General features: G+C 69.4%; 9 protein-coding genes. 7 read left to right on the forward strand and 2 right to left on the reverse strand.

Going from position 1 to position 13,924, the window contains the following annotated elements:
- Positions 1-124: 124 nt before the first annotated feature.
- Both ABZ646_RS09285 and ABZ646_RS09290 read right to left on the reverse strand, forming a co-directional pair.
- Complete coding sequence (locus tag ABZ646_RS09285) at positions 125-2,245, reverse strand: beta-galactosidase (RefSeq protein WP_360514969.1); 2,121 nt, start codon at positions 2,243-2,245, stop codon at positions 125-127.
- A 117-nt stretch (positions 2,246-2,362) separates the two neighbouring features.
- The gene (locus tag ABZ646_RS09290) at positions 2,363-3,391 is read right to left on the reverse strand and encodes a substrate-binding domain-containing protein (protein WP_360514972.1); all 1,029 of its coding nucleotides are present in this window, start codon (positions 3,389-3,391) and stop codon (positions 2,363-2,365) included.
- Between the two features lie 281 nt (positions 3,392-3,672).
- Here ABZ646_RS09290 and ABZ646_RS09295 point away from each other — a divergent pair, with 281 nt between their 5' ends.
- From ABZ646_RS09295 to ABZ646_RS09325, 7 genes are all read left to right on the forward strand, one after another.
- A complete protein-coding gene (locus tag ABZ646_RS09295) occupies positions 3,673-5,013 on the forward strand; it encodes an extracellular solute-binding protein (protein WP_360514975.1) in 1,341 nt (446 codons plus the stop codon).
- Positions 5,013-5,918: a sugar ABC transporter permease gene (locus ABZ646_RS09300; RefSeq protein ID WP_360514978.1), complete on the forward strand. Its 906-nt coding sequence runs from the start codon at positions 5,013-5,015 to the stop codon at positions 5,916-5,918. Before ABZ646_RS09295 ends, ABZ646_RS09300 begins: the two co-directional genes overlap by 1 nt.
- 101 nt (positions 5,919-6,019) lie before the next feature.
- On the forward strand, positions 6,020-6,820 hold the full coding sequence (locus tag ABZ646_RS09305) for a carbohydrate ABC transporter permease (RefSeq protein WP_360514981.1): 801 nt from the start codon (positions 6,020-6,022) through the stop codon (positions 6,818-6,820).
- Between the two features lie 90 nt (positions 6,821-6,910).
- Positions 6,911-8,770 (forward strand): hypothetical protein, encoded by a 1,860-nt coding sequence (locus tag ABZ646_RS09310; RefSeq protein ID WP_360514984.1) that lies wholly within the window; start codon positions 6,911-6,913, stop codon positions 8,768-8,770.
- Positions 8,771-8,822: 52 nt separating this feature from the next.
- Entirely contained in the window at positions 8,823-11,516 is a 2,694-nt protein-coding gene (locus ABZ646_RS09315; RefSeq protein ID WP_360514987.1) for a family 78 glycoside hydrolase catalytic domain, read from the forward strand.
- Positions 11,517-11,559: 43 nt separating this feature from the next.
- Positions 11,560-12,540, forward strand: coding sequence for a hydroxyacid dehydrogenase (locus tag ABZ646_RS09320; RefSeq protein WP_360514993.1), 981 nt, complete (start codon positions 11,560-11,562; stop codon positions 12,538-12,540).
- Positions 12,537-13,924: DUF2264 domain-containing protein (locus tag ABZ646_RS09325; RefSeq protein ID WP_360514990.1), on the forward strand; the 1,388-nt coding region annotated here is incomplete at its 3' end. The genes ABZ646_RS09320 and ABZ646_RS09325, both read left to right, overlap by 4 nt.

Genomic DNA, 13,924 nt, shown 5'->3' on the forward strand with positions numbered 1-13,924 from the left:
CCCTCAGCAGAGGGCTGGAAGAAGTGCTGTGAGGGTGGGCGGGAGAAGAGGAAAGTGTCGTGGCCAAAGCGGGCCGACCCTTCGTGTGCGGTGATGTGTGGGGTTGGTTCCGTGCGGCCGGCTCTCAGGCCTGCGCGGAGTCCTCGTCGGTGGCTACGAGGACCCGTACGTCCCAGGCGCCCAGGCGCAGGGGAGTACCCGCCGGTGCGGCGGTGCCGTCCAGTACGTCGGTGAGCGCGACCGGCGCCCTGACGGTCGCGGGGTCCCAGCTCCAGTTGTGGACGACGTGGACGCGGCGCCCGTCCGGCGAGGTCGCGGTGGCGGCCGTGACCGAGGGTGGCAGGTCCCGCCAGCCGCTGCGCGGGGTCGGCGCGAGCCAGCCGGCGAGCACCTGGGCGAGGTCGCGGCCCGGGACCGTGCCGACGCAGGTGACCCGGCCCGCGCCGTGGTGGCGGGTGGTGACGGCTGCCCAGCGGCCGAAGTGCGGATGGTCGTAGGTGGCGAGCACCTCAGCGTCCTGGGCGGTGAGTCCGTCGACCCACCGGGTGGCCGTGGCCTGTTTGGGCAGCCGCAGCAGGCTCCCCGGTGTCGCGCGCACCGGGAGGTCGGCTGTCAGGTTGCTGAACTCCTCGTAGCTCGCCCCGGCGGCCTCGGCGAGCCGCCCCGGCGCCGGTTCCTGGCGGGCGCGGGCCTCGTGGTCGGCGTAGCCGGTCCGCGGGCCGAGCACCAGGTGGCCGCCGGCGTGCGCGTAGGCCGCGAACCAGTCCAGGGTGCCGTCGGCGGCCAGGTACAACGCCGGGGCGACGAGGACGGGGTGGCGTTGTACCGCCTCTTCGGGGCTCAGGCCGGGGCGTTCGCCGCTGGGGTCGTGCAGCTGGCGGGCGTGCACGATCCGGACCTGGCGGCCGGCCTCGAAGGCGCCGCGGTAGAAGGGGACGAAGATCCCGTGGTAGGCGTGCGCGTCGGGCCCGCCGTCGCGGTCGGCCAGCGGCGGGTACTTCTGCATCAGCCACTTGCTCGGCGTGGAGTACACGAGCGTGAGGTCCGCATCCGGTTCAAGGCCGGCGACCAGGGGCCCGGCGGTCTCCAACTCGGTTCCCAGGCGAAGTAGTTCGTCGTAGAGACGGCCGGGTCTGCCGCTGTGCGGGAGGATGCCGCCGACGTAGGTCTCCGCGCCGAAGTGCAGGGTGTGCCAGTGCCAGTACTCGATCATGCGCGCCCCGCGCGCGACGAGCGCCCACGCTGCCTGCCGCCACTGGCCGTCATAGGCAGGGCGGTTGTCCCAGGGCGGCCCGATCGTGCCGGCGTTGGTCTCCGTGACGAGGAACGGCGCCTGGCGCGAGGCGTACATCCAGTCACCGATCTGGGAGACGGACCAGGCACGGGCGTCGTGGCGCAGGGCGTCCTGCATGCCGTAGTAGGGGTTGCCCGCGGCGACGTCCAGGGCCTCGTTGAGCTCGTGGTCCTCCACGCCCGGGCGGGGATAGGAGACGCACGTGGTGACGAACTGTGCAGGGCTCGCGAACTCACGGACGATCCCGGCCTGCCAGGCGACGAACTCGGTGGTCTGCCGGGCCTGGAACTCCCGCCAGGCCACGTCGTACTGCGGCTGGGTGTTGCCGTCCGGCCGCCACAGGTCGGCCCAGGTGGTCAGGCGGTGCGACCAGTAGACCAGGCCCCACTCGCGGTTCAGGGTCTCCACGTCGCCGTACTTGTGGCGGAGGTGGTCGGTGAAGCGCTGGAAGACGCCGTGGTTGTGGAAGAGCTCCAGACCGGGCTCGTTGTCGACCTGGAAGCCGATGACCGCCGGATGCCGGGCATGGCGGGCGAGGATACGGCGGATGACCCGCTCGGCGTGGAAGCGGAACGCGGGGTGGGTGTAGTCGGCCTCCTGGCGGGCGCCCCAGCCGATGCGCTCGCCGGTGCGCCGCTCGCCCGCGATCTCCGGGTACTGGCGCGCCAACCACGGCGGAACCGCGTAGGTCGGCGTGCCCAGGATGACGGACATGCCGCGTTCGTGGGCGCCGTCCAGGACCGGCTGAAGCCAGTCGAGGTCGAAGACATCGTTCTCCGGCTCCCAGGTCGACCAGACCGACTCGCCGACCCGGATGACGGTGAAGTGCGCCTCGGCCATCAGGTCGAGGTCGTTCTTGAGCTGCTCCTCGGCCCTGTCGGGGCCGTAGGGGGGCCGGTACTCGTGGTAGTACGCGGCGCCGAACAGGACCCGCTGAGGCAGATGGGACATGGCTTCCCTTCTGGTCGGTGGAGCGCTTTCGGTGAGCGGCGGGGCGGGGGAGCGGGCACCGCCCTCTGAGCGGCCCGGCAACGAGCCACACGCACCCTGAGCGGCGGGTGCCGCGAATCAGTCGACCGGGGGTCGGGTGGATTCTCGTACGACCAACTGCGTGGCCAGTTCGACGTGGTAGGAGTCGATCTTCTCCCCGGAGGCCAGCTGAAGGGCGGTGCGCAGGGCGACGGCCCCCATCTCGCGGACAGGGCCGTGGATCGTGGTCAGCGGCGGGGAGGTCATCCGGGCCAGCGGAGTGTTGTCGAAGCCGACGACACTGAGGTCCTCGGGTACGCGCAGGCCGCGTCTTCGGGCGGCCTCGATGACCCCGGCGGCCAGTTCGTCGGAGGAGGCGAACACCGCGGTCGGCGGCGAGTTCAGGGCGAGGAGCCGCCCCCCGTGCTCGATGCCCTCCGCGGCGTGGAACGTGCCCGCGTGGCGGACGAGTTCGTCCATGACTGGAGCGCCGTGTGCCTCCATGGCACTGCGGAAGCCGTGCAGCCGGGCCTGGTTGGACCAGGCGTGCTCGGTGCCGCCGAGGTAGGCGATCCGGCGGTGGCCCAGGGAGAGCAGATGCGTGGCGGCGGCGTGGCCGCCGGCGAAGTTGGTCGCGCCGACGCTCACGATCGAGCTGTCGGGCAGTGACTCGGGGTCCAGCAGCACCACCGGAAGCCTGACCCGGTTCAGGGCTTCCAGAAGGGGATGCGACAAGGGGTTCGCCGTGACCGCGATGACCGCGCGCCTACCGGCGGCGGCCAGGCCGCTGGCCCAGACGGCGGGATCGGCCGCCGGATCGTGGTCACCGCGCCTGCTGACCACCACGGCGACGCCCTCGCGGGCCCCGGCGTCCGCCACGCTCTGGATGACCTCGGTGTGATAGATGCTGAGCCGCTCGAAGCCGAAGAACAGCTCCACGGTGGGGTACGCGCGCAGATCGTCGCGGTTTCCGCCGTAGTTGTAGCGGCGCAGCAGCTCCAGCACCTTGTCGCGGGTCTGCTGGGCCACGTCGGGACGACCGTTGATGACCTTGGAGACGGTGGCCACCGACACACCGGCAGACTCGGCGACCTTCGCAAGGGTGACGCGTTGGGGATCGGATGCCATAGCTCTCCCGGGGCAGGGTGACGGGTCAGTGGCCCGCGCTGTGCAGCAGTACCGTAACACCGAAACTTTTTTCGGAGCAGCGACATATCAATACCCCTGCCATGCAGTGAAATTAACCATGCGGTAGGGGTTGACGGTCCCGAGTGGCTTACCTAGCGTTCATCGCCAGCGTGATTGACGGAAACAAATTTCGAGCGCTCAGAGCCAAAACTTTCGGCCTTTTGCGGCCGGTGGCTCCTCGCGCCACGTCCTCGCCACAGACCCAGAGGGGCAGACCCCAGATGACGCGATTCCACACGGCGGGTTCGTCAGGTCCGACCGCCAGCAGCACGGGACTCTCCCGACGCGGCTTCCTCCTGGGAGCCGTCGGCACCGGCCTCGCCACCACGTCCCTGGCGGCCTGCGGTTCTGGCGGCTCGGGCGGTGGCGGCGGGGGCAAGGAGATCGTGTTCATGAATCAGTCGCGGGGGCAGGCCGCGACGCTGAAGAAGCTCGCCCAGCAGTACACGCAGCAGACCGGCGTGAAGATCAGGATCGACGACGTCGGCCCCTCCGACTTCCTGACCAAGCTCCAGTCGAGCTCGCAGTCCCGCAACATGCCGGACATGTACTCGGCGGTCGACGGCCACTCCATGGCGCCGTACTACAAGGCGGGCTGGGCCATGGACCTGACCGACCAGTTGAAGGGCGGCTGGGGGGAGACCTTCCGGCCCGCCACGCTCAAGGTGACGACGTTCGGGGCGGACAATCCGCAGCATGTGAAGCCGGGCATCTACAGCGCCCACTGGGACACCCCGGCCCTGGGCGTCTTCGTCAACGCCGCGATGTACAAGCGCGCCGGGCTGAATCCGGACCAGGCACCCGCCTCCATGAGCGAGTTCATCGACCAGCTGCGCAAGATCAAGAAGATGGGCAAGGGCCCCTTCTGGTTCGCCGCGAGCCAGACCAACCAGCTGATCCAGTCCTACGGGTCCAACTACATGTCCGACGAGGAGCTCAACGCCACCTTCCTCGGCAAGAACAGCTGGAAGAGCGAGGCCTGGCGCAAGACCCTGCAGCTCGTGGTCGACCTGCGGGACGCCGGCGTGATCTACAACGGATCGATTCCGAGCGGCACCGGCGACAACCCCAATGTGGAGCAGGCCTTCTTCAACACCCAGGGCGTCGCGGCCATCTTCGACGGCACCGCGGCCGTGGGTGTGGGCCGCGCGACCGCCCCGGACTTCACGGACTACCGCTCCTTCCCGCTGCCCAAGGCCGACGACGCCACCCAGGCCCCCCGCATGGTCGGCGGCGCCGGCAAGGGCGCCGCAGTCAACCCGCGCAGCAAGAACGCGGCCAACGCGCTGAAGTTCCTGCAGTGGCTGACCGCGCCGGACCAGCAGAAGGTCTTCGCCGAGGGCGTCCCGCTGATCCCCTCCGCGCGCGCCGTGTCGCTGAAGACCATCCCGCCGCAGCTGGCCGGCATCGCCGCGAAGATCTCCGACATCCAGCTCGTCCAGAACCAGATCCTGGAACAGGTCAACACCGAGCTGAAGAAGGGCATCCAGGCCCTCGTCATCAAGGAACGCTCGGTCGACCAGGTCCTCGGGGACCTCGACGCGGCGCAGAAGAGCGCGTAGTGCGGCGCCACAGCCGCATGCTGGCGGCCTGGCTCTTCCTGGCACCGGCGCTGGTCATGATCGGCCTGTTCACGGTCGTCCCGTTCGTCCAGGGCATTCAGCTGAGCTTCCAGTCCTGGGACGGGGTGAGCCTCAGCTCGCCGTACGTCGGGTTCGACAACTACCGCTACGTGCTGCACGACACCCAGTTCTGGGGCTCGATGAAGAACGCCGTCCTCTACGGCGTGGTCGGCCTGGTCGTCGCCAACGCCGTGTCGATGGTGATGGCGCTGGCCGTGCACCGCGCCCGCCGCGGGTCCGCGTTCTTCCGCACCGTCTACTACCTGCCCGGCGTGTTCTCCACGGTCGTGGTGGGCGTGATGTTCTCGTGGTTCTTCGACCCGAACATCGGGATCGTCAACCAGATGCTCAAGGCGGTCGGCCTCGGCGGTCTTCAGCACAACTGGCTGGGGGATCCCACGACGGCCGTGATCGCGGTGGCCGCCGTGTTCGTCTGGTACCACTGGGGGTTCGGCTTCATCCTCTTCCTGGCCGGCCGGCAGGACGTGCCCAATGAGTTGTACGAGGCCTCTTCGCTGGACGGAGCGCGCGGCTGGGCCCAGTTCCGGTACGTCACCTGGCCCGGCATGTCGCACATCACCGGCATTGTCAGCGTGCTGACCCTGCTGGCCGGCCTGCAGATCTTCGGCACGGTCCAGGTGCTGACGAACGGTGGCCCCGCCGGACACACCGAGGTCCCCACCCTGCACATCTACGAACAGGCCTTCCAATACAACGAGTACGGCCGCGCGGCCGCGATGTCCGTCATCTTCGGGCTGTGCCTGGTCGCCCTTGCCTGCGTCCAGCTGTGGGTCTCCCGCAGGCTCGGCGGATCCACCGACTCCCAGACGGAGAAGGGACGTTGACGATGGACACGCTTCTCGACCCGGCACGGGAGTCCGACACGTCGCCGAGGCCGAAACCGACGCCTTCCACGTCGGGGCGTCGCCGCAACCGCCTGCCACGGATGGCCCTGTACGCCCTGCTGATCGCCGGAGCACTGGAAGCGCTGGTGCCGGTGCTGTGGGTGGTCAGCGGATCCCTGCAGAGCGGCAAGCAGATATACAAGGGCACGAACCCGATCCCCCACCCCTTCGAATGGGGCAACTTCGCCACCGCGTGGAACGAGGGCGGGTTCAGCCACTACCTGCCCAACAGCCTCCTCTACACCTCGGCCGCCGTCCTCGGGATCCTGATCATCGCGAGCCTCGCCGGATACGCCCTGGCCCGCATCGAGTTCCCCGGCCGGGGAGCCGTCGTGGGCGCGATCCTCGTCATCATGATCATCCCGCTGCCGGCGTCGTTCATCGCCCAGTACAAGCTTCTGATCACACTCGGTCTCGCCAACACCCGGATCGGATACATCCTCGTCCTCATCGCGGGCGGGCTGCCGATCTCCATCCTGATCATGCGCGGATTCTTCGCCAGCCAGCCCAAGGAACTGGAGGAAGCCGCCGCCATCGACGGCGCCAACCTGTTCACCACCTTCTGGCGCATCATCCTCCCCCTCGCCAAGCCCGGACTGATCGCGGTGGCCGTCATCCAGGCCATGCACGCCTGGAACGAGTACCTCATGGCTCTGGTGCTGTTCAACAACAGCTCGCTCATGCCCGTACAGCGCGGACTCACCAACTTCGTCTCCGCGGACACCCCGCAACAACAGATCCTGCTCGCCGCCTCGCTCATCGCCGTCCTACCGATCGTCGTCTTCTACGCGATCGCGCAGCGCCACATCATCAGCGGGCTCTCGGCGGGCGCGCTCAAGTGAAACGCCTCAGATGAGACGTCCCCAGTGAACCTGTTACCCAGCCACGCAACGACCAGTGAGGAAGCTGCCAAGCTCATGAGATTTCGGAGTGTGCGTTCCGTCGTCGTCAGAGGTGGCGCCGTCGCCGTCCTGGCGCTCGCCGCGGCCCTGCCCGGCGCCCAGGTGTCCACGGCTGCGGACACATCGGGAACTACTCAACCCAGGGTCGACATAAGCGAGTTGCCGGCGCCGCCGACCGTCCCGCAGGACGGCGTGTGCACCCATCCCACCGGCTGCGTCTCGGCCGACTGGGGCGGCCTCGGAACACCGGGACCCGCCAGGAACGCGAAGTACGTCTTCGCGGGCATCACCTACGCCGGAGCACCCAGCTCCGGGCCCGCCAGCATCTACACCGGCCGGCAGGTCATGGTGGTCCGCACCGACGGCACCACCTTCGCCAACGGCGAGGCGTGGAAGTGCATCACGTGCGGGGTGTCCTACGGCTCCGACATCGAGACCAGCGCGTTCACCTACCCGCCCCCGAACGAGCTGCCCGACCGCAGGCGCGTCCTGGTCGGCAACGGCATCCTGTCATGCGGCACCGGCGACTCCCGGTACGCGGTGACCGACGATCGCTGCACCGCGGCCAACACCCGGATCACGCCGATCTACTGGAACGGCAAGCCGCTCGACAAGCCTGACAGCAACGGCATCAACAACGGCCGTGAATGGCGGCTGAGTCCCGACGGCAAGCACCTGATGTGGGACGTCTACGACGCCAGGGCCCTCTCGGAGATCCCGTACGCCGGCCGGATCACGTACGACAAGGCGAACAGCCGCTACGAACTCACGGCCGTCTCCGTCCTCTCCAACCCCTCGCCTGCGTATCAGCCGTTGGTCGTCGAGAAGGGCAACCGGCTGCGCGCCAATTATGCAGGCATGATCGGCGAACCGCGCGGCTGGACCGCCGACGGGCGGGCGATCCTCGGCATCCAGAGCCTCAACTCGGACAGCATGGACGCCTGGGCCACCGACCTGGCCACCGGCGCCTCCCGGCCCGTGACCCGCAACGCCCAGTACACCGACCCGATGGCCGAATCCCCCAACGGCATGTGGCTGCTCGCCGAAGAGGTCAGGGGCTCGGGCCGCCTGGACTTCATCTCCGGGATGCCCGGCATCCCGGCGCTCACCGCGCACGGCGGCACCGCCGCGTTCGTCTCCGGGATCCGCAACGAGGGCAACCGCCGCAACTTCTCGCCCTGGCTCGTCGACCCGAAGACCGGCAACGGCTTCCAGATCAACGCCGGATCCGACCGGAACTGGAACGCGGCCGCCGACCCGACGTGGCTCGCCGACAGCACGGCCGTCGTCTACAAGGAGAACCTCGCCTGCGGCGCCAACCCGACGCCGCACCGCTGCGCCGACTCCACCGAACCCGGCGGCCGCAACAGCCGGTTGATGATCGCGCGCTTCCCGGACTTCAAGCCCACGGCGCCCGTGACTCCCGCGCCGGTCTCCGACAAAACCTGGGGCGTGCCCTACGACCCGACCACGCCTCCGCCCGCGGCGAAGCTGATCCCGGCGGGCACGTACACCATGCGCGGCAAGGTCCGGGGCTCGGCGACCGTACAGATCACCAACAACAGTGCCGGCACCATGCCCCTCAGCGTCGCCGTCTCCTACACGAACTACAGCGACGACGGCACGAACATCATCAACGGCACGGAGGAGGTCGAGCGGGACGCCAACACGACGCTCGGCTGCACGCCGGGTACCGCCTCGGAGTTCGCCTGCCTCACCTGGACCGACGACCTGACGCTGTCCGGTCGGCACACCGGCACCAAGCGCACCGGCCCCGACGGCTTCACCCTCGGCCCGTCCGTGACGCTCAGGAACAACTTCCAGGCCGTCGGCACACTCACCACGACCATCGACGGAACCACCTACACGCAGCCGGCCAACGGCCACTGACCCAGGCGGACCTCAGCGGATCCAGTTCCGGACACCGGAGGAAGCAGACCGGATGACGCTCAACCCCCCAGCAATACCGTACGAGTTGGCGATAGACAGTGGCGGCGACCGGTTTCCGGTGTCCGGCAGCCGCCCCCGCCTCTCCTGGAAACCGCCCCGGAGCGCCGGGGCGGCGGACGAAGAGTACGAACTGCAGATCCACATCGACGGGCATCCCCTGCAAAGCGCCCTGACCACCGGCCACCTGTTCGTCGACTGGCCCGCACGCTCGTTGCGCAGCGGCGAGCGAGTGCGCTGGCGCGTGCGCCTCGGCGCCGCCGCGGATGATTCCGCATGGAGCGCCTGGCACGCCTTCGAGGCCGGCCTCTTCGACGAGGACTGGACCGCAGCCTGGATCACCCCCGCCCAGGACCTCCAGGACACCCACCGCCCGCCCGGCACCCGCCCCGCGCACGTGCTGCGCGGCGCCTTCACCACGACCGAGGTGGTCCGCGCCCGCCTCTACTCCACGGCTCTCGGCGTGTACGAGGCGTATCTCAACGGGGAGCGGGCGGGCACCGTGGAACTCGCGCCCGGCTCGACGTCGTACGACCGCACCCTGTACGCCCAGGCCGCCGACGTCACCTCCGCCGTGCGCCCCGGCGCCAACACCATCGAGATCGTGCTGTCCGACGGATGGTACCGCGGCCAGGTCGGCGCCTTCCGTAAACCGGCCGGCTGGGGCGAACTCCTGGCCGCCCGACTGGAGTTGCACCTCGAACTCACCGACGGGACGCGACAGGTCGTCCGCACCGACACGCGCTGGACATCCGCCCCGAGTCCCATCGTCCGGGCCGACCTGATGGACGGCCAGATCACCGACTACCTCGCACCGGCCGGCGAGCAACAGCAGCCCGTCCTCGTCGACGCCGTCACCGCACCCCCCATCGACTGGTCCCCGGCCCCGCCCGTGCGCCGGATCGAAGACCGTCCCGTCGAGTCGCTCACCCGGCTGCCGCACGGCGCCTGGATCGCCGACTTCGGCCAGAACGCCTCCGGTTGGATCACTCTCACCGATCTCGGCCCCGCCGGCACCCGCACCGTGATCGACTACGGAGAACACGTCCACCCCTCGACCGGCGACCTGACCACCACGCACCTCGACTGCCAGCGCCCCGGCGACCCGGTGACGGTCTTTGTGCAACACGACGAGGTCGTCTCCTCCGGTGCCGTCGGCGAGGTCTTCGAGCCCCGCCACACAGTGCACGGCTTCCGGTACGCCCGCCTGGAGCGTGGCGACGTCCCGCTGGACGCGGCGAGCCTGACCATGCGGGTCGTCCACACCGACCTGCGGCCCACCGGTACCTTCGCCTGCGGCAACGACGACCTCAACCGCCTATATGAGGTGGTCCGTTGGAGCTTCCGGGGCAACGCCGTCGACGTGCCCACCGACTGCCCGACCCGCGAACGTATCGGCTGGACCGGCGACTACCAGGTCTTCGCACCCACCGCCGCCCACCTCTACGACATCCACGGATTCAGCCGCAAGTGGCTGCGTTCGGTCCGCGACGACCAGCTCGACGACGGACGTATCGCCAACTTCTCTCCCGACGGACGGCGCGTCAAGCTCCACACCGACCAGCGGCTCGACGCGATGACGGGCTCCGCCGGATGGGGCGACGCCGTCGTCCTGGTGCCGTGGCTGCTGTACGAGACGTACGGCGACCGCCAGGTCCTCGCCGAGAACTGGGACGCGATGGTCCGCTGGGTCGAGTGGGCACTGACCACCGCCCGCACCGCCCGCCATCCCTCCCGGGTGGCCCGATCGGCCGAGCCCCTGCCGCACGAGGAGTTCATCTGGGACGGCTCCTTCCACTGGGGCGAGTGGGCCGAGCCCAAGCCCCGCGCGCAGGACGGCTCACCCGTCGAAACCGAGCAGGACACCCCGGGTGATCCCGAGGCCTGGATGAAGACCGACAAGGGCGAGGTGGGCACCGCCTTTCTCTACCGCTCCACAACCACCCTTGCCGCGGTCGCCGCGGTCCTCGGCCGCGAGGGCGAGGCCACCCGGTACGCACGCCTCGCGGAACGCATCAGGGACTCCTGGCGTGCGGAGTTCCTCGACGACAACGGTCACACCACCGTCGACACCCAGGCGAGCTACGTCCGTGCGATCGCTTTCGGCCTGGTCCCCGAGAAGCTGCGGGACGCGGCGGTGGCACGGCTGGCCGAACTCGTCCGCGCGGCCGGGGACCACCTGTCCACCGGCTTCCTCGCCACCGCTGATCTGCTGCCCGTCCTGGCGGACACCGGCTACTCCGACCTCGCCTACCGCCTGCTGCTCCAGCGTACCTATCCGTCATGGCTGGGCATGCTGGACCGCGGTGCGACCACGATCTGGGAGGAGTGGGACGGCGTCGACGCGCAGGGCGACGCGCACGCATCACTGAACCACTACAGCAAGGGCGCTGTGACCCGCTTCCTGTACACCCACACCCTGGGCCTGCGCCAGGCGGAATCCTCCGTGGCCTGGGAGTCCTTCGTCGTCGCCCCGAAACCCCACCCCTCGACACGTTGGGCCCGCGGCACCTTCAGCAGCCCACGCGGCACCATCGCCGTCGACTGGATCACGGAGGGGGACGTCCTGCACATCAGCGTCGAGGTCCCGCCCGCCTCCACCGCGACCATCCTCTTCCCCGACGGTGAACAGGTGGCGGCGGGGCCTGGGCGTTTCAGGGCCAGCCGTCGCCACGTCGTGGAGACCTGACAGCAGGAGCAGCCAAGTGAGCAAACCCAGAACGGCGTTGGCCATGGCAGCCGCGGCAGCGGCAGCCGTCTTCCGGCAGCGGTCACTGGCCGCCCTCGGCAAGGTGTGTGATCTGGCGCCACTGCCGGTCCTCGACGACCTGACCAGCGACCGGGCAAAGGAGGTCCTCGCCGATGTGGAGGTGCTGGTCACCAGCTGGGGGTGCCCTCCGCTTGACGAGGACGTCCTCGCGAGCGCACCGCGACTCAAGGCCGTGGTGCACGCGGCCGGTTCGGTTCGGCGGCACATCACCGACGCCTGCTGGAACCGGGGCATCGAGGTGTCGTCGGCGGCCGCCGCCAACGCACTGCCGGTCGCCGAGTACACGCTCGGCATGATCCTGCTGTACGGGAAGCGTGTGCTGGAGCGGGCCCGCGAGTACCGGCGTACCCGGGAGCATGGCGACTGGCTGAGCGTCCCGCACGAGGTGGGCAACTACCGCAGCACGGTGGGGATCCTCTCGGCCTCCATGATCGGCCGACGGGTCATCGAGCTGCTGCGGCCGTTCGACCACGATGTCCTGCTGTACGACCCGTACGTCACCCAGGCCGATGCCGACGAGCTGGGCGTTGAACTGGTGGGGCTGCCCGAACTCTTCGGCCGCAGCGACCTCCTGAGTGTTCACGCCCCCCTGCTTCCCGCCACCCACGGGCTCGTAAGCCGTGAGCTGCTGGACGCGATGAAGCCCGGGACTGTCCTCATCAACACTTCGCGCGGAGCGGTGATCGACCAGGACGCCCTCACCGACGTGGTACGGGCAGGCCGTATCCGCGCGGTACTCGACGTGACGGACCCCGAGGTCCTGCCACCCGGCCACGCACTGTGGGACTGCCCGAACGTCCTGCTCACTCCACATCTCGCCGGCTCCGAGGGCAACGAGTGGGAGCGGCTCGCCGGCACAGCCGTCGAGGAGGTGGCCCGCTGGGCCGCCGGCGACGGATTCTCTCATCCCGTACGACGCGAAAGGCTGGTATTCCTGGCATGACCGTCCCGTTCGAACTACCACGCGAGAACCGTGAGTTGAGCCCGTACACGGGATTCACCCGCGCACATTGGGAAGCCGTGGCCGATGGGCTGCTCGGCGCCGCATGGAAGTGGGCGACCCCGGGCAGCGCCCTGATCGCTCTGCCGGGCCAACCCTCCAGGGCCGGCCGGAGATCGGACGCTCTGGAGGGTTATGCGCGTACCTTCCTGGCGGCCTCGTTCAGGGTCGCGGGCGCTGACGGAAAGGATCCGCACGGCTGGTTGGAGCGGTACGCGGCGGGCCTCGCGTCGGGTACCCGCACCCCCGGCTGGGACGACACCGAGTCTTGGCCGCTGATCGGCGACCACCATGTCAGGGGCGGCCAGCCGATGGTCGAGTCGGCGTCGGTCGCGCTCGGACTGTCCCTGACCCGGCCATGGCTGTGGGACCGGCTCGACGGAGACGTACAGGACCGGGCCGAGAAGTGGATGCGCGACGCACTCGTCCGCACACCCGCGCCGAACAACTGGTACCTCTTCCCCTTCACGGTGGCATCGTTCCTGGAGTCGGTCGGTCGGGGCGACGCGGTGACAGCGCGTGCAAGGGAGCGTGCGCTCGACCTGTTGGAGACCTGGTACCGGGGAGACGGCTGGTATTCGGACGGCGACGGTCGGGCCTTCGACCACTACAACGGATGGGCGTTCCACCTGTATCCGCTGCTCGACGCCCATCGTTCACGCGACGCGGAGCTGCTGGAACGGTTCGGGCAGCGGCTGCGCGAGCATCTGCAGGGGTTCTCGCTCCTCTTCGGCGCCGACGGGGCACCGATTCACTTCGGGCGGTCGTTGACCTACCGGTTCGCGGCGTCGGCCGCGGTCGGTATGGGAGCCGTCACGGGCTACACACCCTTGACCCCGGGCACGTCCCGCCGCCTGATCAGCGGAAGCCTGCGCTACTTCCTCGACCGGGGCAGCGTGACGGACGACGGGCTCCTCAGCCTGGGATGGCATGGCCCGCACGCCGCATCGGTGCAGCCCTACTCCGGCCCCGGCTCCCCGTACTGGGCGTCGAAGGCCTTCGTCGCGCTGCTCGCGCCGGACGAGCACCCGTTGTGGACGGTGACCGAGGAGCCGGCGCCGAGCGAGGGTCCCGACCGGGTGCTCGCGCTGCCCGCGCCAGGGCTGCTCGTGCAGTCGACCGGATCCGACGGCATCGTGCGTTTGCATAACCACGGCAGTGACCACGTCCGGCCACACGAGGGCGAGTCGGCGGCGGAGGTCGACCCGTTGTACGGCCGCCACGCGTACTCCACGCACACCGGTCCCACGTCGCAGGACGACATCGCGGACAACCACGTGTCCGTGGAGATCGCGGGATCGCCAAGCGTGCGGCGGCGCATCCAGCC

Origin of the sequence: Streptomyces sp. NPDC007162 (genome assembly GCF_040634175.1) — a bacterium.
Taxonomy (GTDB): Bacteria; Actinomycetota; Actinomycetes; order Streptomycetales; family Streptomycetaceae; genus Streptomyces.